We start from the raw sequence: 23,034 nt of genomic DNA on the forward strand, positions 1-23,034 counted from the left end.
TATTTATGGCAGAAGCAAAAACAATGCGATTAAACAAGGTATTACGTGAATTCAATATTTCGCTAGACAGGGCAGTGGAGTTTCTTAACTCCAAAGGTCACGAGATAGAAGCGCGTCCTACCACAAAAATTTCCTCTGAAATTTATCAGGTGCTTTCCGATGAATTTCAGACCGATAAGTCTAAAAAGGTTGAATCCAAAGAAGTAGGCGAGGAGAAGCGAAAAGAAAAAGAGCAGCTTAGAATTGCCCGCGAAAAGGAGCTGGAGGAGAAAAGACTGGCCGATGAGGCTAAAGAAAAAGCAAAGCAACAGGAAGAGGAAGTAGTTTCCTCCCGCGCGAAGTTGGCAGGACCTAAAAAAGTAGGGATGATAGATCTGGATAAAAAACCGGAACCCGAAAAGGAAAAGCCACAGCCTGAAGCTCCAAAAGAAGAGCCGGCAAAAGAAGCCGAAAAGCCTGCTGCCTCTAAAGAGACCCCTGAAACTAAAAAAGAAGCTCCCAAAGAAGAAGAGACTTCAGGGAAAAAAGCTGAACCCAGCCAACCGGCCCCTGCCCAGGCTAAGGAAGAGGTTAAGCCAGAAGAAAAAGCTGAAGATGGCGACGGGAACACCATTAAAACCAAGTATACCCGTCTTGAAGGTCCTAATTTTACAGGAGAAAAAATTGATCTTAGTCAGTTTAAAAAACCTGAAAAAAAGAAAGACGACAAAAAAGCTGCCGACGATAAGAAAGATAAGCGTAAAAAACGTCGCCGCCGTATAAGCAAGGATGTGAAGCCAGGAGCGCCAGGACAGGCGGCCCGTAAAGGTGGAGCTGCTGCAGGTGGGCGTAAACGCGCAAGGCCAATCGCCAAGGAAGAGCCTAGCGAGGAAGAAGTACAAAAGCAGGTGCGTGAAACTCTTGAAAAACTTCAGGGGAAATCTGGTAAAGGTAAAGGTGCTAAATATCGTAGAGATAAGAGGGATCAACACCGCCAGCGTACCGAAGAGGAGGCAATGCAGGCCGCAGAGAGCAAGGTGCTTAAGGTAACCGAGTTCGTTACCGTAAGTGAAGTGGCTACAATGATGAACGTTCCTGTAACCCAGGTGATTTCTGCCTGTATGTCTTTGGGGATGATGGTGACTATGAATCAGCGTCTCGATGCCGAAACTCTTTCTATCGTAGCTGAAGAATTTGGATATGAAGTTGAATTCGTAACTGCCGATGTAGAGGAAACTACCGAAGTTGTTGAAGAGAACCCTGAAGATCTTGAAGATCGTGCTCCTATTGTAACTGTAATGGGTCACGTAGATCACGGTAAAACTTCCTTGCTGGATTATATTCGAAAAGAGAATGTGATTGCCGGTGAAAGCGGTGGTATTACTCAGCACATTGGGGCTTACAGCGTGAAGCTTAAAAATGGTCAAAAAATAACTTTCCTTGATACTCCCGGTCACGAAGCCTTTACCGCTATGCGTGCGCGTGGTGCTCAGGTAACCGATATTGCCATTATTGTGGTAGCGGCCGATGATGATGTGATGCCTCAAACAAAAGAGGCTATCTCTCACGCACAGGCTGCCGGTGTGCCAATAGTTTTTGCGATCAATAAAGTAGATTTACCAACTGCAAATCCTGAGAAAATTAAAGAGAAACTTGCCGCGATGAACCTCCTGGTAGAGGATTGGGGTGGTAAAGTTCAATCTCATGATATATCCGCTAAGGCCGGAACAGGCGTCGAAGAATTGCTTGAAAAAGTATTGCTGGAAGCAGAAATTCTCGAATTAAAAGCCAACCCTAACAAAGTTGCCAATGGTACGGTGGTAGAGGCCTTCCTTGATAAAGGTAGAGGTTATATAGCTACTATCCTGGTACAGGCGGGAACTTTAAAAATTGGAGATTATGTATTGGCCGGTCGCCATAGCGGAAAAGTTAAGGCGATGCACGATGAGCGTGGAAAAGAGATAAAAGAGGCAGGACCGGCTACCCCGGTGTCCATTCTTGGTCTTGATGGTGCGCCACAGGCTGGTGATAAATTCAAAGTGATGCTCGATGAGCGTGAGGCTAAAGATATAGCCGCTAAACGTACTCAGTTACAACGTGAGCAGTCGGTTAGAACTCAACGTCACATTACTCTTGATGAAATTGGACGTCGTATCGCTTTAGGTGAATTTAAAGAACTAAACATAATCCTGAAAGGTGATGTGGATGGTTCGGTTGAAGCCTTAACCGATAGTTTCCTGAAATTGTCTACAGAAGAGATTCAGGTGAATATTATTCATAAAGGAGTAGGAGCCATTACCGAAAGTGATGTGTTGCTGGCTTCAGCTTCAGATGCGATTATCATTGGATTTAACGTGAGACCTGCCGGAAATGCCCGTGCGGTTGCCGATAAGGAAGAAATCGATATCAGAATGTATTCGATCATCTATGATGCGATTAACGATCTTAAAGATGCGATGGAAGGTATGCTCTCTCCTGAACTTAAGGAAGAGATTACCGGTACGGCCGAGATCAGAGAAACCTTCAAGATTTCAAAAATTGGAACCATTGCAGGTTGTATGGTTACTTCAGGAAAAATTTACCGAAATGCCGGTATTCGATTAATTCGTGATGGAGTGGTAATTTATACCGGGGAACTGACGTCGCTTAAGCGATTTAAAGACGATGTGAAAGAAGTTTCTAAAGGATATGATTGTGGACTTCAGATCAAGAATTACAACGATATTAAAGAAGGGGACGTAGTAGAAGCCTTCCGTGAGGTCGAGGTAAAGAAAACACTGAAATAATTATCAATATACCAATAAAAAGAGGCTGTCTGAAAAGGCAGTCTCTTTTTTATTGGAAATAATTCAGGATAGTATTATTTTCATGGTATGAAAGCTAAAGTTGTATTTAAGACCTACGACCAATCCCAGTTAAGTCTTTTACCTCCCAGTTATGATGATTTGGTTCCTGCCCATCATCCCGTTAGAATCGTCAATACGATTATTGATCAAATCGACATTTCAGCCTTGGAGCGAAGCTACAAAGGTGGCGGTACTTCCAGTTACCATCCGCGGATGTTGCTCAAGGTTATAATCTATGCCTACCTGCGTAATATGTACTCCTCCCGTAAAATAGAACAGGCCTTGCAGGAGAACATTCATTTTATGTGGCTCAGCGGGCAATGTAAACCAGACCATAACACCATTAATGATTTTAGAGGCAAACGCTTAAAAGGGAAGTTTAAAAACATTTTTAACCAGGTAGTTCTTTTGTTAGCAGATCAGGGTGTTTTATCTTTAAAAGAACTCTTTGTAGATGGCACCAAGATAGAGGCCAATGCTAACCGTTTTACTTTTGTATGGGGAAAATCTATTAAGAACAGTAAGGAGCGTATCAAGAAACAGCTCCGTGAACTCTGGTCGTATGTAGAAAAGGTTTATGACCAGGAGCAAATGCTTCCCAACACTCCAGATTTTGATGCTATCGATCCTGCTGAAGTTGCCAAAACCATCGATGCTATTAACGATGCATTAAAGGATAAAAAGATCGATCAAAAAGTAAAGCAAAAGCTTAACTACGCTAAAAAGAACTGGCCGGCAAACCTAAAGAAATACCAGGAGCAGGAAGCCATTCTAGGCAAGCGCAACAGCTATAGTAAAACAGATCCTGATGCTACCTTTATGCGGATGAAGGATGATTATATGCAAAACGGACAATTAAAGCCCGGGTATAACCTTCAAGCCTCTTCCAATAATCAATTCATCACCAATTACACCTTAGCTCAAACCACGGCTGATACCACTACGCTAAAAAATCATTTGCAGGATCATATCGATTCTTTTAACCAAACCCCTGAAACCCTCACTGCCGATGCCGGTTATGGCAGCGAAGAAAATTACAGCGATTTAGAACAAAAAGGAGTGACCGCCTTTGTTAAATATAACTACTTCCATAAAGAACAACGCGATAAAAAACATCAGGAAAATCCCTTTCAACCTGATAATTTATTCTATAATGAAGAAACCGATACGTATTACTGCCCTATGGGTCAGGCGATGCAGAAAATAAAATCCTATAAATCAAAAACCAAAAACGGTTTTATTCAAAAGGTTGATCGCTACCAGGCTCAAAACTGCCAGGGATGTCCCTTGCGGGGTAGCTGCCATAAATCAAAAGGAAACAGAATCATAGAGCGCAACCACAACCTGATTCGTCTCAAACAAAAAGCTAAAACCCTACTCCTAAGCGAAGCTGGTATAGCCCATCGCAAGCGTCGATGTTGGGATATAGAGGCTATCTTTGGAAATATCAAACAAAATATGGGCTTCAAGCGATTTATGTTACGAGGGATGGATAAAGTCACTACAGAAATAGGACTAATAGCGATGGCACATAACCTCAAAAAGTTCACTCTAGTATAGTGAGTAGGAACATCCTATTAACTTTTAACCCATAACGAATAACGAAAACAATAACATTGTAAAAACTGCCTAAAGCACGAATAAAAAAAGACCGTCTAAAAAAATAGCTTTTTAGACGGCCTCTTTTTATTTCTGAATTTTAAATACTTAGCTCAGTATAGCATAAAAATTTCTGAAGGTTTATCTTCTTCTGGGTTTTGGGATAAAGGCAGATGGGAATTCATTTTTGATGCTTACCAGGGCTCGTTCGGCTTCCAGGCGATTCCTGAAGTTGCCAATCCACACCTTATAGTTAGGGGCTTCATAAACGATATCTGAAGGCCATTCGAATTTGCTTCGGTAATTTTTAATCACCTCACTGGCCTGCCCATTATCGCCATTAAATAGCTGAATTTTGAATCTATCTCCTATTTCGCCCGTTTTTCCCATTTGGGTCTTAATTTCGAGCAGTTGTTCTATTTTTTCGTCTTCAGTCAAACTTCTTTCGGTTTCCTGTGCGGCAACACTATATGAAGATAAGCTTAATCCCAAAGCACAAAATATCAAGGTTTTTCTTCTTAATTTTCTCATGATTATTGATTTAAGACAAAAGTATAATTTAATAACTAACAGGGCTTCAATTTTATTATTTAGAACTGATATAAATTACCCATTAACACTTATGTAACATTCCTAAAATCGAACTTAAGTATTACTTTTGTGACCGAATTTAGAGGTGCGAAATATATATTTTAAAGGCGTTAAACCCCTTAAAAAATCGTACCAAAGTTAAGACGTTAATTCAACTTGTAATATGAAAAAGGTGAAATACCGCCATTCAACTTCGCGATTACTACTCTTAAGTGTAGCATTTTTTCTTTCGTTTACAGTTTTTGGTGTTGCCCAGGAAGAGGGCGCTCAGGAGGCTGAAACTGCCGAAGAGCAACCAGCCGAAGAGACCGCAGATCCTTCGGGTCTCGGGGATGCAGCGAACGGAAAAGCATTGTTTAATTCTCAATGTGCTGCCTGTCATAAGCCATATTCAGAATCTATTGGGCCGGCCTTAAACGGCATTACTCAAAAGAGAGATATGGAATGGCTGTATAGCTGGATAAAAAATTCATCGGCGATGATTTCGGCGGGAGATCCTGAGGCAGTTGCGATTTTTGAAGAGTATAATAAAACGGCGATGCCAGCCTTTCCTCAATTATCTAATTCAGATATCGATGATATTCTTGCTTACGTGGAAACTCCAAAACCAGAGCCTCAGGCGGCAGGTGGTGGAGCCGGTGACGCAGGAAGCGGATCTGGTGGAGGCGGAGTCTCTACCGATGTTGTCTTGGGAATTTTGGTGTTTGTTCTGGTGATGTTGCTGGTTGTTTTGTTCCTGGTGAACAAAACGCTTAGAAACTTTGCTGAAGCTACCGGGGTTGTAATTCCTGAAAAGCCAAAAAGAAAGCCAATCTGGAAAGCTTTTGTTGAAAATCAATTTTTAGTATTGGTTTCTTCAGTCTTTGTTTTGCTTGCGGTGGCTTACTTCGCTTACGGCTTTTTAATGCAGGTGGGTGTAGACCAGGGCTATCAGCCAATTCAGCCAATACATTATTCTCATAAAATTCACGCCGGAGATAATCAAATAGACTGTAAATATTGTCACTCTTCTGCAAGAACTTCGAAGCAGGCTGGTATTCCTTCTTTGAATGTTTGTATGAACTGTCATAAAACTATTTCAGAAGTAGCTCCTGAAACTGCTACCGATGAGTATTCAAAAGAATTTTACGATAAGGAGATCGCCAAGCTTTATGATGCTGTAGGTTGGGATCCTGGGTCGCAGGCCTATACAGGAGAAACCAAGCCGGTGAAGTGGGTTCGTATTCATAACCTGCCAGATTTCGCTTATTTCAATCACTCGCAGCACGTAACTGTAGGAGGGGTAGAATGTCAAAAATGTCACGGTCCTATCGAAGAAATGGAAATTGTGTATCAGGATGCTCCTTTAACAATGGGTTGGTGTGTGAACTGTCACCGCGAGACCAATGTTAAAATGGCCGGGAATGAGTATTACGAGAAAATTCACGAAGAATTGTCAAAAAAATATGGGGTAGAGGAATTAACCGTTGCCCAAATGGGTGGCCTTGAATGTGCCAAGTGTCACTACTAAAATAAATGCCTGTGAAAACGGGTGCTAATTAAGAAAGTAATATCTAGATATATGTCATCAAACAAGAAATACTGGAAAAGTGTTGAAGAGCTAAATGAAAACAGCTCGGTTGTTGAGACGCTCCAACAAAAAGAATTTGCTGAAGAGATTCCGGTCGAAGATTTTCTTGGGAATAAAGATTCTCTTGAAAGTTCTAAGACCTCAAGAAGGGATTTCCTTAAATATGTTGGATTTAGTACTGCAGCAGCTTCTCTGGCTGCCTGTGAAGGGCCGGTGATTAAATCTATTCCTTATGTGGTGCAACCAGAACGCATAGTGCCCGGTGTAGCTAATTACTACGCTTCTACTATTGCCGATGGTTTTGATTTTGCCAGCGTACTGGTAAAGACCCGTGAAGGAAGGCCTATTAAAATCGAAAAAAATGAATTATCTGAAAGCAAGAGCGGGGCAAACGCACGTGTTCATGCTTCGGTACTTTCGCTTTATGATAGCAGGCGTGTAAAACGCCCAATGATAGAGGGGAGAAACGTATCCTGGGAAGAGTTCGACTCTGAAGTGGGCTCGGCTTTAGAAAATGTTTCAGGAGAGATTGTTTTGTTAACTCAAACTTTCGCGAGTCCTTCTACCACTAAATTAATTGAAGAATTCTCTTCAAAATACGGTAATGTTCGCCACGTTGTTTATGATGCGGTTTCTGAAGATGCTGCTTTAAACGCCTTCCAGGCTAAATTTGGAAAACGCGCGTTACCTAATTATGACTTTTCAAAAGCTGAAACCATTGTTTCTGTAGGTGCCGATTTCCTTGGTGACTGGCAGGGAGGTGGCTATGATGCGGCTTACGCCAAAGGACGAGTGCCAGAAAATGGTAAAATGTCCCGTCATATTCAGTTTGAAGCAAATATGAGTCTTACCGGAGCTAACGCCGATAAGCGTGTACCCGTTAAGCCTTCACAGCAAAAAGCTGTATTGGCAGCACTATATGGCTATCTTGGTGGTGGTTCATCTACCAGCAATTTACCAGATGCAATCGACGATGCAGTAGTTAAAGCTGCCAGCCAATTAAGAAGAGCCGGAAGTTCGGCTGTAGTGGTTTCAGGTTTACCAGATACCGATGCGCAGTCATTGGTGTTGGCTATCAATGAAACTCTTGGCAGCCAGGTGATGAACACTGCAAACCCAAGAATGATTCGTCAGGGAGATGCAGCTGCCGTAGCCCGTTTGGTTGAAGAAATGCAAAATGGCAATATTGGAGCCTTGCTTATGGCGGGAGTGAACCCGGCTTATAGCTTGCCTAATGCCAACGAGTTTAAGGAAGCTTTACAAAATGTAGATGTTTCATTGTCTTTTAGTATGAAGCCAGATGAGACAGCAGTACTTTGTAAATATGTAGCTGCTACTCCTCATTACCTGGAAAGTTGGGGTGATATTCAGTATTCTGAAAATGACTTCAGTCTTATGCAGCCAACCATTAATCCTTTATTTGACACCCGTCAGTTCCAGGAGTGTTTGTTGCGTTGGACCGATAATGATCTATCTTACGTAGATTATATAAAAGAAACCTGGGCAGGAAGTCTTGGAGATAAGACCTGGAACGAGGCACTTCATGATGGAGTATTCCAGGGTACCTCACCTGTTTCAGCTTCTGCTTCTGAAGCTGGTGCGGCGGCCTCTTTTAACGCTGCTTCTTCAGCCAGAAAATTAGCTTCTCTGGAAGAGAACGGAGGTTTGGAGCTTACCTTGTATACCAAAACCGCAATGGGGGACGGGCAGCAGGCTAATAACCCCTGGTTACAGGAAATGCCCGATCCAATTACCCGTGCATCCTGGGATAACTACCTTACCATTTCTAAAGCCGATGCAGAAGCTTTGGATATCATCAACAAAAACGTTTCTAATGGTGCTCTTAACGGAAGCTATGTAAACCTTAAGGTTGGTGATGCTGAAGTTAAAAATGTACCTGTGATTATTCAGCCGGGTCAGGCTAAAGGATCGGTAGGTTTGGCATTGGGATATGGTAAAAAAGAAGGAATTCAATCTGAAATGCAGGTAGGAGTTAATGCCTATCCTCTATATAAAGATTTAAGCAGTGTGCAGAGTGTAAGCATTGAAAAAGCTGCAGGAATGCACGAATTTGCCTGTGTACAGCTTCATAATACCCTAATGGGTCGTGGAGATATCATCAAAGAAACTACTCTTGAGATTTTCAATACCAAAGATGCCGCCGTATGGAATGCAGTTCCACAGGTATCACTGGATCACGTTGAAAAGCCTGTAACTTCTCCTGAAGTTGATATGTGGGAGAGTTTTGACAGAAGCGTAGGTCATCATTTCAACCTTTCGATAGATCTTAACGCCTGTACCGGTTGTGGGGCTTGTGTGATCGCCTGTCACGCCGAAAACAATGTACCTGTGGTTGGTAAAAGCGAGATGAGAAGATCCCGTGATATGCATTGGCTTAGAATTGACCGCTATTACTCTTCAGAAGATAGCTTTATCGAAGACCTTGACAAGAAGGAAAATATTTCAGGACTTGGAAGTTCGCTTTCTGAATTTGGAGAGTTAGAGCAACCTGCCGATAATCCGCAGGTGGTATTCCAGCCGGTAATGTGCCAGCACTGTAATCACGCTCCTTGTGAGACCGTGTGTCCTGTTGCTGCAACTTCTCACGGAAGACAGGGTCAAAACCAAATGATCTATAACCGTTGTGTGGGTACCCGTTACTGTGCGAACAACTGTCCTTATAAAGTGCGTCGTTTCAACTGGTTTAACTACGCGAAAAACGATGAGTTCGATTTCAATATGAACAATGACCTTGGGCGTATGGTTGTAAATCCTGATGTGACCGTGAGATCACGAGGGGTTATGGAGAAATGTTCTATGTGTATTCAGAAAACACAAAAGACTATTCTGGATGCCAAGCGTGAAGGTCGTGAGATCAAAGACGGTGAATTCCAGACGGCCTGTTCTGCAGCCTGTGATAAAGGTGCTATGACCTTTGGGGATATCAACGACAAGGATGCTGAAATAGTTAAGAAAAAAGAAGATAAACGTATGTATCACCTATTGGAATATGTTGGAACCAAGCCTAACGTGATGTACCAAACCAAGGTGAGAAATACTACCGAAGCTTAATAAAATCAACTAATAAAGAATCAATTTATAAAGGATATGTCTCATTACGAAGCACCTATACGAAAGCCTTTAGTAACCGGCGATAAAAGCTACCACGATGTCACTTTAGACGTGGCGGCACCGGTTGAAGGAAGGGCCAATAAATCCTGGTGGATTGTTTTTTCCATTGCGCTTGTGGCCTTTTTATGGGGTGTAGGCTGTATAATTTACACGATTTCAACCGGGATTGGAACCTGGGGATTAAACAAAACCGTAGGTTGGGCCTGGGATATCACCAACTTTGTATGGTGGGTAGGTATTGGTCACGCCGGTACACTTATCTCGGCAGTACTGCTGTTATTCCGTCAAAAATGGAGAATGGCGATTAACCGTTCGGCTGAGGCGATGACTATATTTTCGGTAATGCAGGCAGGTCTTTTCCCTCTAATTCACATGGGGCGTCCCTGGTTGGCTTACTGGGTAGTGCCAATTCCAAACCAGTTTGGTTCTTTATGGGTGAACTTTAACTCTCCCTTGCTTTGGGACGTTTTTGCGATCTCTACTTATCTTTCGGTTTCACTGGTTTTCTGGTGGACAGGTTTACTTCCCGATTTCGCAATGATTCGTGACAGAGCTATTAAACCATTTCAGAAAAAAGTATACGGTATTCTAAGTTTTGGATGGAGCGGCCGCGCAAAAGACTGGCAGCGATTTGAAGAGGTTTCTCTGGTTCTTGCAGGTTTGGCAACTCCGCTGGTACTTTCGGTTCATACCATTGTATCTTTTGACTTTGCTACCTCTGTAATCCCAGGATGGCATACCACCATCTTCCCTCCATATTTCGTGGCGGGTGCGATTTTCTCAGGTTTTGCGATGGTGAACACGCTTCTTATTATAATGAGAAAAGTGTCAAATCTTGAAGATTATATTACCATTCAGCATATAGAATTGATGAATATCGTAATTATGATCACCGGTTCTATTGTGGGTGTGGCCTATATCACCGAGCTTGTGATCGCATGGTATTCTGGAGTTGAATATGAACAATACGCGTTCCTAAACAGGGCTACCGGTCCTTACGCCTGGGCTTATTGGGCGATGATGACCTGTAACGTGTTCTCGCCACAGTTTATGTGGTTTAAAAGATTACGAACCAGTATTATGTTCTCCTTCTTTATCTCGATTGTTGTAAATATCGGGATGTGGTTTGAGCGATTCGTAATTATTGTGACTTCGCTTCACCGTGATTACCTTCCGTCGTCCTGGACCATGTTCTCTCCTACTTTTGTAGATATAGGAATCTTTATTGGTACTATTGGTTTCTTCTTTGTTCTTTTCCTGTTGTACGCCCGTTCGTTCCCTGTTATCGCCCAGGCAGAGGTTAAGACTATTTTGAAATCTTCAGGAGAAAAATATAAAAAACTTAGAGCCGAACATGGTGATGATGTTAAGCATTATAAACCAATTGTAAGAGAACCAAAAGCAAATACTTCAGAAGGAGTTCATAAAAAGATAGAGGAAACCCGGGAGGATGATAGTCTTGAAAATGACGGGCATAATCCTACGATTAATGCCGATGCGCTTGGAATTTCAGAAGTTACAAAAGACAGACTTGACGAAATGCTGGATAGAATCGGGACTTTTAATCCTGAAACTCAAACAGCCGATGATTTACAGAAATTGGGTTCTGTTGGGCCTTTCTTAGAGCAACGCCTGCACCAGGTGGGTATTTATACCTATGCTCAGGTTAGCAACCTAACTCCTCAGGATTTTGAACTGCTTGCAGAAGTTATAGAGAACTTCCCTAATGAAGACAACCGTCAGGATTGGGTAAGCCAGGCAAACCAACTAAAAAACAAGTAAGCAAGATGGCATCTAAAGTAATTCACGCTATTTATAACGATGACGACCTGTTGCTGCAGGCAGTTAAACAGGTTAAAGAAGCCCGCTATCATATTGGTGAAATCTATACGCCTTTTCCTGTGCACGGGTTAGATAAAGCTATGGGGCTTGCTCCTACAAGATTGGCAATAACTTCCTTTTTATACGGGATTGTTGGTTTAACCGTGGCAATCTTAATGATGAATTTCATTATGATTGAAGACTGGCCACAGGATATTGGAGGGAAACCAAGTTTTAGTTTTCTTCAAAATATGCCGGCTTTTGTGCCAATTATGTTTGAATTAACCGTGTTCTTTGCTGCCCACCTTATGGTGATCACTTTTTACATGAGAAGTAAGCTTTGGCCTTTTAAAGCCGCTGAAAATCCCGATGTAAGAACCACCGATGATCTTTTCCTTATGGAAATTGATGCAGCCAACCATAATATAGATGATCTAACCAGTTTTCTTTACGATACCGGTGCATCTGGAATTAAATTAATAGATAATAAATAGACCTAATGAGAAGTTTGTTCCATAAATCTATAGCATTATTACTCCTGGCCGGTGCAGCGGTTTCCTGTGCCGATTCCAACAGGCCTAACTATCAGTTTATGCCCGATATGTATGAGCCGGTTGGATATGAAGCTTATGGGGAATACGATATTTTTGAAAACGGACAGGAAGCTAAACTTCCCGTAGAGGGTACTGTTTCCAGGGGCTGGAAACCTTACGAGTATGAAAATACTCCTGAAGGTAGCAGCGAAGCTAAAGCTTCACTTCAAAATCCGCTTCCCTATACCGAAGAAAATCACGCCGCCGGTAAACAACTCTATACCATTTATTGTGCAGTTTGTCACGGTGATAATGGCGACGGACAGGGAATTTTAGCTGAAAGAGAAAAAATTCTTGGAGTTCCTTCTTATGATGATGTAGGAAGAGCCATTACCGAGGGTAGTGTATATCACGTAATCTATTACGGATTAAACTCAATGGGCTCTTACGCTGCGCAAACCGATGAGAAAGAGCGTTGGCAAATTACTCACTATGTAATGAGTCTTAAGAACGAACTGGAAGGTAACGGCACTCTGGAATTTGAAGAAGAAGGTCGTGAGAATTTACAGCCTTCTGAAGCCCAGGCTCAAATTCCTTCACAGGAAACAGCGGAAGAAGCTTCTACAGAAGCCGATGAAACCACAAATCAAGAATAAAAGTATTTAGATCTATCAATATGTACACGCTATCCAGTAAATTAAAATTAACAGCAATTATTTTTATGATTGTGGGTGCAATTGGCCTTGTAATAGGCTTTATTCAGGCGCCTTCAACTGTTGATGAGGTTAGAGAAATGATGGCCGCCAAAGATCACCACGATGAGCCGGCCCATGTTTCTACTGCCAGCCTTACCGGGCGGGAGATGAATCATAATACTGCTGAAGCCCATGATGAGGCTCACGATGCTGCTCACGAGCAGGAGCACCTGGAGCATACTTTGCACCAGTTGCAAAATAAGCCCTGGTCTGCACTTTATGTAGCCGCCTTCTTTTTCTTTATGATCTCGCTTGGAGTTTTGGCCTTTTACGCTATTCAATATGCTGCACAGGCTGGATGGTCTCCGGTATTATTCAGAGTGATGGAAGCCATAACTGCTTATTTGGTTCCCGGCGGAATTATACTTTTCGTGATCCTTGTTTTTTCAAGTATGCATCTTAACCATTTATTTATCTGGATGGATCCTGAAGTGGTAGAACACGATAAGATTATTCAGAATAAGGTAGGTTACCTCAATGTGCCTTTCTTCCTTATAAGAGCCGCTATTTACCTTGCTGGATGGATGATCTTCCGCCATTTTATGGTGAGAAACTCTATTCGCCAGGATGAAGCCGATGATAATTACTGGTTCAAAAAGAATTTTAAACTGGCCGCAGGATTCCTTGTTTTCTTCATAGTGACCGAATCTATGATGAGTTGGGACTGGATTATGAGTTTAGACCCTCACTGGTTTAGTACTTTATTTGGATGGTTTGTTTTTGCCAGTATGTTTGTTTCGGGAATTACTACAATTGCCCTTGTAACCATTTACCTGAAATCAAGAAATTACCTGGAATTTGTAAATAACAGCCATATTCACGATTTGGCCAAGTTTATGTTCGGGATTAGTATCTTCTGGACTTACCTTTGGTTCTCGCAGTTTATGTTGATCTGGTATTCAAATATTCCTGAAGAAGTTGTCTACTTCATTAGCCGTATCGAGAATTATTCCCTTCCATTTTTCGGAATGGTTGCTCTTAACTTCATTTTCCCATTATTGGTGCTAATGAACAGTGATTACAAGAGAGTGAACTGGTTCGTGGTAATGACCGGGATTGTAATTCTTATTGGACATTACCTAAATGTTTTTGTGATGATTATGCCGGCAACTGTGGGTGAATCCTGGTTTATTGGAATTCCTGAAATAAGTGCAGTGCTGTTCTTTGGAGGATTATTTACTTTTGTGGTCTTTAATGCCCTAACTAAGGCGCCACTTCTGGTAAAAAGAAATCCTTATCTAAAGGAAAGCAAACATTACCATTATTAATAAAAGATTGATTGTTTAAAGAAGACCTTATAAAATGACCGTATTTCTAGTAATAGTAGTTTTAGCACTTCTTGCCGTAACCGGATGGCAGCTTTCGAAGATCTTCCAGCTTTCCCAAAAGCCGGGTGCAGATGATTCACAGGTTGCTACCGATAATGATAACAGTACCCAGGCAAAGTATATGCTGTACTTTGTAATATTCCTTTACGTAGGGATGTTTTACAGCTTCTGGTCCTGGAGTAAACTTTATCTTCCTGAAGCCGCCTCTGAACATGGTAGCCAGGTAGACACTTTAATGTTTATCTCTATCGCGATCATTATGATCGTACAGGTGTTAACCCAGGCTTTATTGCACTGGTTCGCCTATAAATACCAGGGGAAAAAAGGGCAAAAAGCACTTTTCTATGCCGATAACGACAAGCTGGAATTTATCTGGACCATCATCCCGGTAATCGTTCTTGCCGGTCTTATCATCTACGGATTGTTCACCTGGAGTGATATTATGAATGTGAACGAAGATAACGATCCGCTTGTGGTAGAAATCTACGCCAAACAATTTAGCTGGCAGGCGCGTTACGCCGGGGAAGACAATACCCTGGGTGAAGCCAATGTGCGTTTTATCGAGGGGTCAAATACCGTGGGTGTTAATGAAAGCGACAGCTATGCTGCCGACGATAAGATAACCGGAGAATTACACCTTCCGGTGGGTCGCCCGGTTTTATTTAAGTTCCGTTCTCAGGATGTATTGCACTCTGCCTATTTCCCTCATTTCCGTGCGCAAATGAACGTGGTGCCGGGTATGGTAACCCAATTCGGATTTACCCCAACCATCACTTCCGAAGAAATGAGAAATAGCGAGTATATGGTAGATAAGGTGAGAGAAATAAACCAAATTCGTAAGGAAAACAGTGAATTGCTTATGCGCTCTGGAGAAGCGGCTTTAGATAGCTATGAATTTGAATATTTCCTGCTTTGTAACAAGATTTGTGGGGACGCCCATTATAATATGCAAATGAAGATTGTTGTGGAAACCGAGGAAGAGTTTGAAGCCTGGTTGAGCGAGCAGTCTACGTTTGAAGAAATGATGAATCAATAGTATTTAGATAATTAAAAGAATTATATTTTAAGATATGTCAGCATTAGCATCAGCACCGGCAAACGATCATCACGACGATCACGGACATCATCATAAGGAGACCTTTATTACAAAGTATATCTTTAGCATGGATCACAAGATGATTGCCAAGCAATATCTTGTAACAGGTATCATCATGGGGATTATTGGAATCATGATGTCTGTACTTTTCCGTATGCAATTGGCCTGGCCAGAACAATCGTTCTGGATTTTTGAAGCCTTGTTGGGTAAATGGGCGCCAGATGGGGTAATGACTCCAAGTATTTACCTTGCACTGGTTACCATTCACGGTACCATCATGGTATTCTTTGTACTTACTGCCGGTTTAAGTGGTACTTTTAGTAACCTGCTAATTCCGCTTCAAATCGGGGCGAGAGATATGGCCTCAGGTTTCCTTAACATGCTATCTTACTGGTTGTTCTTTATCTCTTCGGTAATTATGGTGAGTTCCCTGTTTGTTGAAGCAGGACCTGCTTCGGCCGGGTGGACAATTTACCCTCCTTTAAGTGCCTTGCCTCAGGCAATTGGTGGTTCTGGAATGGGAATGACGCTTTGGTTAACCTCATTAGCCATCTTTATCGCATCATCGCTACTAGGTTCTCTTAACTATATCGTTACGGTTTTAAACCTAAGAACCAAGGGTATGTCTATGACAAGACTGCCGCTTACCATTTGGGCATTCTTTGTAACTGCTATTATCGGGGTAGTATCTTTCCCGGTACTTTTATCGGCAGCGCTTTTATTGATAATGGACCGTAGTTTTGGAACTTCATTTTTCCTAAGCGACATTTTTATAAATAATGAGGTGTTAAGCCACCAGGGAGGTTCTCCGGTACTTTTTGAACACCTTTTCTGGTTCCTTGGTCACCCTGAAGTTTATATTGTAATTCTTCCGGCGATGGGAATCGTTTCTGAAGTATTAGCCACCAACGCCCGTAAACCTATCTTTGGTTACCGTGCCATGGTTGCTTCAATTCTTGCAATTGCATTTCTTTCAACCATTGTATGGGGTCACCATATGTTCGTCTCGGGAATGAACCCATTTCTTGGTTCTGTGTTTACCTTTACAACCCTGCTAATTGCGATTCCTTCAGCAGTAAAAGCTTTTAACTGGATCACTACGTTATGGAAAGGTAACCTGCAAATGAACCCTGCAATGCTGTTCTCTATTGGTTTCGTTTCTACCTTCATCACCGGGGGTCTAACAGGGATCATTCTTGGAGATTCAACTCTTGATATCAACGTTCACGATACTTATTTCGTAATTGCCCACTTCCACCTGGTAATGGGTATCTCTGCCATCTATGGGCTTTTAGCGGGAGTATATCACTGGTTCCCGAAAATGTATGGTAGAATGATGAATAAAAATCTGGGATATGTTCACTTTTGGGTGACGGCCGTAGGGGCCTATGGGGTATTCTTCCCAATGCACTTTATAGGGCTGGCTGGTCTTCCAAGACGATACTATACCAATACTGCCTTCCCATATTTCGATGATTTGGCCGATGTAAACGTTATTATAACCGTTTTCGCTCTTATCACCGCAGCTGTACAGGTAGTATTCCTTTACAACTTCTTTAGCTCAATTTTCTTCGGAAAAAGAGCTACTCAAAACCCCTGGAAAGCTACTACTTTGGAGTGGACCACTCCTGTAAAGCACATTCACGGAAACTGGCCCGGGGCTATCCCGGCGGTGTATCGCTGGCCTTACGATTACAGTAAGCTGAATGAAGACGAAACCGATTATGTGATCGCAGGACAGGATTTTGTGCCGCAAAACGTACCGCTTCAAAAGAATGAAGAAGAATTGAATCACTAGATTCGATTCAAATTATACTGAAAGACCCTTCCAGCTACGGAAGGGTTTTTTGTTTTTAGACCTGTTTGTTTCTCATTAAGGCTACTTCCTTTTCCTTATCTTTGTCGCATAAGTTTCCAGACTATGAATGAAAATCTCGACCCACACGGAGAAAATTTCACCCCTGAAGAATTCGACATTGAAAGAGCGCTCAGGCCTTTAGAGTTTGATGATTTTGCCGGGCAGGATCAGGTTCTGGATAACCTCAAGGTTTTCGTGGAAGCCGCTAATTTAAGAGGCGAGGCCCTAGATCATACGCTTTTTCACGGTCCTCCCGGATTAGGAAAGACAACTCTGGCTCACATTCTTGCAAACGAATTGAACGTAGGAATAAAAATCACCTCTGGTCCTGTATTGGATAAACCCGGAGACCTTGCCGGGCTGCTCACCAACCTCGATGAGCGAGACATACTTTTTATCGATGAGATTCACCGGCTAAGCCCCGTGGTCGAGGAGTATCTTTACTCTGCGATGGAAGATTACCGCATCGATATCATGATCGAAACCGGGCCCAATGCGCGCAGCGTTCAAATAAATCTGAATCCTTTTACCCTGGTTGGAGCTACCACCAGATCGGGCTTGCTCACGGCTCCTATGAGGGCGAGATTTGGGATTTCAAGCCGGCTTCAGTATTATACCACCGAGTTACTTTCAGATATCGTGCAGCGTAGTGCCGAAATCTTAAAAGTGCCCATCTCTCTCGATGCAGCCATCGAAATTGCGGGCCGTAGTCGTGGTACTCCACGAATCGCTAATGCACTGCTAAGAAGGGTGCGCGATTTTGCACAAATTAAAGGCAATGGCAAGATAGATCTTGAAATTGCAAAATACGGCCTTAAGGCTTTAAACGTAGATGCCCACGGTTTGGATGAGATGGATAATAAAATCCTTGCCACCATCATCGATAAATTTAAGGGAGGCCCGGTTGGGATTACCACTTTGGCAACAGCTGTTAGTGAAAGTGCTGAAACCATCGAAGAGGTCTATGAGCCATTTTTAATTCAGCAGGGATTTATTTATCGCACTCCAAGGGGGAGAGAGGTAACCGAAGCTGCTTACAAACACCTGGGGCGCATTAAAGGAAATATTCAGGGCGGATTATTTTAAAATGAATACTTCAGCAAAAGAAAAATATACCAGAATGATAAAATCCGAAGCACAACGCCTCGGATTTTTATCTTGTGGGGTTTCCAAAGCCGGGTTTCTCGAGGAAGAAGCTCCCAGGCTGGAGGCTTATCTGGAAAAGGGATTTCAGGGCGAAATGCGCTATTTAGAGAATCACTTTGATAAGCGACTTGATCCCACAAAACTCGTTGAGGGTTCAAAAAGTGTAATTTCCTTGCTGTTGAATTATTTTCCGAAGGAAACCCAAAGAGAAGACTCTTACCACATCTCAAAATACGCCTATGGCCGCGATTATCATTTTGTGATTAAAGACAAACTCAAGGCTTTGTTGCGATATATGCAGGACGAAATTGGCGAAATTCAAGGCCGGGCTTTTGTAGATTCAGCACCGGTTTTAGACAAGGCCTGGGCGGCCAAAAGCGGGCTTGGCTGGATGGGGAAACACACCAATTTGCTCACCAAACAAACCGGTTCTTTTTATTTTATTGCTGAATTAATCGTGGATCTCGAACTGGAATATGATACTCCTGTCACCGATCACTGCGGAAGTTGTACCGCCTGTATCGACGCCTGCCCCACAAATGCAATTGTAGAGCCTTATAAAGTAGATGGAAGCAAGTGCATTTCGTATTTCACCATCGAATTGAAAGACGAGCTGCCACAAACATTTAAAGGCCAGTTTAACGACTGGATGTTTGGCTGTGATATTTGCCAGGATGTATGCCCCTGGAACCGGTTTTCAAAACCCCATTCCGAACCCTTGTTTAATCCGCATCCTCAATTGCTGGATAATGATAAAAAAGACTGGGAAGAACTCACGAAAGAAACTTTCAATGAAATCTTCCGGAAATCGGCGGTAAAGCGCACGAAGTATACCGGTTTAAAAAGAAATATCGAATTTTTGAAAAAATCCTAATCTCTTCATTTTTGTGTTCAAAGCTCTTTTAAAAAAGCTGAGATTTTTGTAAATTAAACACTATCAGTTTTACGATCCCTCCTTACAATTTTATTAATTATGAATAAAAATACTCCCAGGCATAGGTATCCCCCAGGTGAAGAAAGATTCAACGTGATCTCTCACGCATTTGGTTTCGTGTTGAGTATAATCGGGTTGATTTTACTCATTTTAAAGGCTGTAGATTGGGGTGAGGTAAAGCCCCTGGTGAGTTTCAGCATTTTTGGAGGAAGTATGATCTTGTTGTACGCGGCTTCTACATTTTATCATTCCGCAAAAAATATTAGATGGAGATACAGGCTTAATATTTTAGATCATGCTTCTATCTATATACTCATCGCCGGTACGTATACGCCATTTGCACTGGTAACCCTTGATGGCGCCGTGGGCTGGACCATCTTTGGCGTGGTGTGGGCATTAGCCTTAATCGGAGTTGTGATAAAATTATTCTACACCGGTAAATACAACCGCCTGTCTACCATCATGTATGTGGCGATGGGCTGGTTAATCATTTTTGCGATGAAGCCTTTAGTTGAAAATCTTAGTTTCACAGGGCTTATGTTACTTATAGGTGGCGGACTTTCTTACACCATTGGAGCGGTTTTTTTTCTGATGGAGAAATTGAAATTCAATCACGGGATATTCCACATCTTTGTACTGGGAGGTACTTTTTGCCATTTTCTGGCCATATATTTTTATGTGCTTCCCGTAATTCCCTAGGTTGTTGATTCTAAAATCGATAATAATTGTGCGGAATAATTGTAAATTTTAAGCGATTATTTGTCTAATTGTTTAAAAGTTTACAATCCTGATATTCTTGTGGTTTTTGGGAAAGTTTCTCTCTGTATTTTATGCAGCCTTCCTACCTTTGTAGGTACTTCCAAAAGCTAATCAATATGAGCACAAATTCGAGGAAAAGACGCGAGGCATTAGTATATCACGCCAAACCCAAGCCGGGAAAAATTCAGATAGTACCTACCAAAAAATATGCAACCCAGCGAGATCTTTCGCTGGCTTACTCTCCCGGAGTTGCTGAACCCTGCCTGGAAATTGAGAAGGATAAGGAAAATGCATATAAATATACCACCAAAGGAAACCTGGTAGCAGTTATTTCTAATGGTACTGCAGTACTGGGTCTTGGAGATATAGGTCCTGAAGCCTCGAAGCCAGTTATGGAAGGTAAAGGCCTGCTCTTTAAAATCTTCGCCGATATCGATGTGTTCGATATTGAGGTAGATACAAAAGATGTAGATAAATTTATTGAAACGGTTAAAAATATTGCGCCAACTTTCGGCGGAATTAACCTTGAAGACATCAAAGCTCCTGAAGCTTTCGAGATCGAGAGAAGGTTGAAGGAAGAATTAGATATCCCCGTAATGCATGACGACCAACATGGTACTGCTATTATTTCGGCAGCTGCTTTGTTGAATGCTTTAGAGCTTGCCAAAAAGAAAATTGAAAAGGTAAAGATCGTGGTAAGTGGGGCGGGAGCTGCTGCAGTTTCCTGTACGAAACTATATAAATCTTTCGGTGCTAAGGCCGAAAATATTGTGATGCTCGATAGTAAAGGGGTGATACGTAAAGACCGTCCCGGCCTATCTGAAGAAAAATCCGAGTTCGCCACGGCAAGAAAGATAGATACCCTGGAGGAGGCGATGAAAAATGCCGATGTTTTCGTAGGTCTTTCCATTGCCGATATCGTTTCTCCCGAAATGCTAAAAAGTATGGCTAAGCGACCTATTGTTTTCGCTATGGCCAATCCTAATCCCGAGATAGATTACAATCTCGCCATCGAAACTCGAAAGGATATCATCATGGCTACGGGCCGAAGCGATCATCCTAACCAGGTAAATAATGTACTCGGTTTTCCGTTTATCTTCCGTGGGGCTTTAGACGTGCGCTCCACCAAGATTAACGAAGAGATGAAAATGGCGGCGGTAAAAGCCCTGGCCGAACTGGCCAAAGAGCCTGTACCCGAGCAGGTGAATATCGCCTATGGTGAAACCCGCCTAAACTTCGGGCCCGAATATATAATTCCCAAACCTTTCGATCCAAGATTAATGGCCAAGGTGCCACCGGCTGTAGCCAGAGCCGCGATGGAAAGCGGTTGCGCCAGGTACCCCATCCAGGATTGGGAGAAATATGAAGAGGAATTGCTGGAGCGAATGGGCAGCGATAACAAGATCACCAGGCTGCTCATCAATAGAGCTAAAACCAATCCTAAACGCATAGTCTTTGCAGAAGCCGATCATCTCGACGTATTAAAGGCGGCACAAATCGTAAACGATGAGGGTATTGGAATTCCGATTCTTTTAGGAAGAAAGGAGGTGATTAAAGAGCTAATGGCAGAAATTGATTTCGATGCCGATGTCACCATCCTTGATCCCAAAAGCGATGAGGAAGATGACTTGCGTAAAAAATATGCCTATAAATACTGGGAGAGTAGACGCCGTAGTGGTGTGACTCACTATGATGCTGAAAACTATATGCGCCTGCGTAATTACTACGCGGCTATGATGGTGAATGAAGGTGATGCCGATGCTTTATTATCGGGCTATTCCAGGGCTTATCCTACGGTGGTAAAGCCAATGCTGGAACTTATAGGGATGGCTAAAGGGGTTAGCCGTGTGGCTGCTACCAATTTAATGAATACCAGTAGAGGTCCGTTATTTATTAGCGATACCTCGATAAATATAGACCCAACCGCTAAAGATTTGGCAAAGATCGCTCAAATGACGGCCCGTACGGTGCAGTTGTTCGGCCTGGATCCTGTAATTGCGATGATCTCCTACGCGAATTTTGGTTCTTCCAAAGATCCGCACGCGCGTAAGGTTAAGGAAGCCGTTTCTTACCTGCATAGATTTCATCCAGATCTTAAAGTTGATGGGGAATTACAAACCGATTTTGCGCTGAATAAGGAAATGCTGCAAAGCAAATTTCCGTTCTCGAAATTAGCCGGGAAAAAAGTGAATACCCTGGTTTTTCCGAATCTCGATGCTGCCAACTCCAACTACAAATTGCTGAAAGAACTCAATAATGCCGACTCTATTGGGCCCATCATGATGGGTATGAAAAAACCGGTGCATATTCTGCAATTAGGTGCGAGTGTAGAAGAAATCGTAAATATGGCTGCGGTGGCAGTTATAGATGCTCAGGAAAAGGAAAAAAGGCAAAAAATGCAGGAGTAGATAGAAGTTTTTTAGAGAATTGTAAGGCATTTCGGGCTTCGGTTAATTTTACTACATTTGGATTCCTAACTTCCGGAAAATTATGATCCATCATCTTACAGGTAAACTCGTTGAGAAAAACCCTACTCACGTAGTGGTGGAATGCAGCGGGATAGGATATTTTGTCAATATTTCTCTGAATACATTCTCTCTTCTGCCCGAAGGCGAAGCCATTCAAATTTATACCCATCTTCAGGTAAAGGAAGATTCTCATACCCTATTCGGATTTATGCAAAAATCGGAGCGCGAGATCTTTCGTTTGCTCATATCGGTTTCGGGAGTGGGAGCAAGCACGGCCAGAACTATGTTATCATCGCTTGAGCCGGGCCAAATTCGGGAGGCTATTGCCGGCGGTGATGTGGCTACCATTCAAAGTATTAAAGGGATCGGCGCGAAAACTGCACAACGCTTAATTCTCGATCTAAAGGATAAAATTCTTAAAACCTTTGAAGATCACGAAGTTTTAGTGCCAAAAGACAATACAATTAAGGAAGAAGCGTTATCTGCTTTAGAGACCCTGGGATTCACCCGAAAGCAGTCGGGCAAAGTGATAGACAGGATAATGAAAGATTCCGGCAGCCCTACCGTGGAATTTCTGATAAAAGAAGCTTTAAAAAATCTGTAATTGCATTGAGGAACA

The 23,034-nt window shown here is 42.4% G+C and carries 16 protein-coding genes; 15 read left to right on the top strand and 1 reads right to left on the bottom strand.

Translation table 11 applies throughout. The features are described from left to right. Positions 1-5: 5 nt before the first annotated feature. Together infB and ACW6QP_RS02670 are read left to right on the top strand one after the other, a co-directional pair. The gene (gene infB, locus ACW6QP_RS02665; RefSeq protein WP_457909285.1) at positions 6-2,765 is read left to right on the top strand and encodes a translation initiation factor IF-2; all 2,760 of its coding nucleotides are present in this window, start codon (positions 6-8) and stop codon (positions 2,763-2,765) included. Between the two features lie 87 nt (positions 2,766-2,852). Continuing rightward, the gene (locus ACW6QP_RS02670) at positions 2,853-4,385 is read left to right on the top strand and encodes an IS1182 family transposase (protein WP_457909286.1); all 1,533 of its coding nucleotides are present in this window, start codon (positions 2,853-2,855) and stop codon (positions 4,383-4,385) included. Positions 4,386-4,565: 180 nt separating this feature from the next. Here the strand turns inward: ACW6QP_RS02670 and ACW6QP_RS02675 are convergent, their stop codons facing one another. Continuing rightward, positions 4,566-4,955: an SPOR domain-containing protein gene (locus ACW6QP_RS02675; RefSeq protein WP_457909287.1), complete on the bottom strand. Its 390-nt coding sequence runs from the start codon at positions 4,953-4,955 to the stop codon at positions 4,566-4,568. Between the two features lie 223 nt (positions 4,956-5,178). On the opposite strand from ACW6QP_RS02675, the gene ACW6QP_RS02680 reads away from it, so the two are divergent. The 13 genes from ACW6QP_RS02680 to ruvA all read left to right on the top strand — a co-directional run bounded on the left by ACW6QP_RS02680 (position 5,179) and on the right by ruvA (position 23,019). Then, positions 5,179-6,525, top strand: coding sequence for a c-type cytochrome (locus ACW6QP_RS02680; protein WP_457909288.1), 1,347 nt, complete (start codon positions 5,179-5,181; stop codon positions 6,523-6,525). Between the two features lie 51 nt (positions 6,526-6,576). Next, a complete protein-coding gene (locus tag ACW6QP_RS02685) occupies positions 6,577-9,657 on the top strand; it encodes a TAT-variant-translocated molybdopterin oxidoreductase (protein WP_457909289.1) in 3,081 nt (1,026 codons plus the stop codon). A gap of 36 nt (positions 9,658-9,693) precedes the next feature. Beyond that, a complete protein-coding gene (gene nrfD, locus ACW6QP_RS02690) occupies positions 9,694-11,499 on the top strand; it encodes an NrfD/PsrC family molybdoenzyme membrane anchor subunit (protein WP_457909290.1) in 1,806 nt (601 codons plus the stop codon). Positions 11,500-11,504: 5 nt separating this feature from the next. Beyond that, positions 11,505-12,032, top strand: coding sequence for a DUF3341 domain-containing protein (locus ACW6QP_RS02695; protein WP_457909291.1), 528 nt, complete (start codon positions 11,505-11,507; stop codon positions 12,030-12,032). A gap of 5 nt (positions 12,033-12,037) precedes the next feature. Further along, a complete protein-coding gene (locus ACW6QP_RS02700; protein WP_457909292.1) occupies positions 12,038-12,727 on the top strand; it encodes a c-type cytochrome in 690 nt (229 codons plus the stop codon). Positions 12,728-12,747: 20 nt separating this feature from the next. Beyond that, positions 12,748-14,094: a quinol:cytochrome C oxidoreductase gene (locus ACW6QP_RS02705; protein ID WP_457909293.1), complete on the top strand. Its 1,347-nt coding sequence runs from the start codon at positions 12,748-12,750 to the stop codon at positions 14,092-14,094. A gap of 34 nt (positions 14,095-14,128) precedes the next feature. Continuing rightward, positions 14,129-15,190 (top strand): cytochrome c oxidase subunit II, encoded by a 1,062-nt coding sequence (locus ACW6QP_RS02710; RefSeq protein WP_457909294.1) that lies wholly within the window; start codon positions 14,129-14,131, stop codon positions 15,188-15,190. Positions 15,191-15,224: 34 nt separating this feature from the next. Then, complete coding sequence (locus ACW6QP_RS02715; RefSeq protein ID WP_457909295.1) at positions 15,225-17,048, top strand: cytochrome c oxidase subunit I; 1,824 nt, start codon at positions 15,225-15,227, stop codon at positions 17,046-17,048. Positions 17,049-17,171: 123 nt separating this feature from the next. Next, the gene (gene ruvB / locus ACW6QP_RS02720) at positions 17,172-18,194 is read left to right on the top strand and encodes a Holliday junction branch migration DNA helicase RuvB (RefSeq protein ID WP_457909296.1); all 1,023 of its coding nucleotides are present in this window, start codon (positions 17,172-17,174) and stop codon (positions 18,192-18,194) included. 34 nt (positions 18,195-18,228) lie between these two features. Beyond that, the gene (gene queG, locus ACW6QP_RS02725; protein WP_457909297.1) at positions 18,229-19,128 is read left to right on the top strand and encodes a tRNA epoxyqueuosine(34) reductase QueG; all 900 of its coding nucleotides are present in this window, start codon (positions 18,229-18,231) and stop codon (positions 19,126-19,128) included. Positions 19,129-19,227: 99 nt separating this feature from the next. Continuing rightward, positions 19,228-19,887: a PAQR family membrane homeostasis protein TrhA gene (trhA, locus tag ACW6QP_RS02730; protein ID WP_457909298.1), complete on the top strand. Its 660-nt coding sequence runs from the start codon at positions 19,228-19,230 to the stop codon at positions 19,885-19,887. Between the two features lie 176 nt (positions 19,888-20,063). Continuing rightward, positions 20,064-22,355: an NADP-dependent malic enzyme gene (locus ACW6QP_RS02735; protein ID WP_457909299.1), complete on the top strand. Its 2,292-nt coding sequence runs from the start codon at positions 20,064-20,066 to the stop codon at positions 22,353-22,355. Between the two features lie 82 nt (positions 22,356-22,437). After that, positions 22,438-23,019: a Holliday junction branch migration protein RuvA gene (ruvA, locus tag ACW6QP_RS02740; RefSeq protein WP_457909300.1), complete on the top strand. Its 582-nt coding sequence runs from the start codon at positions 22,438-22,440 to the stop codon at positions 23,017-23,019. Positions 23,020-23,034: the final 15 nt, after the last annotated feature.

The sequence above is a fragment of the Salegentibacter haimaensis genome (assembly GCF_054121495.1).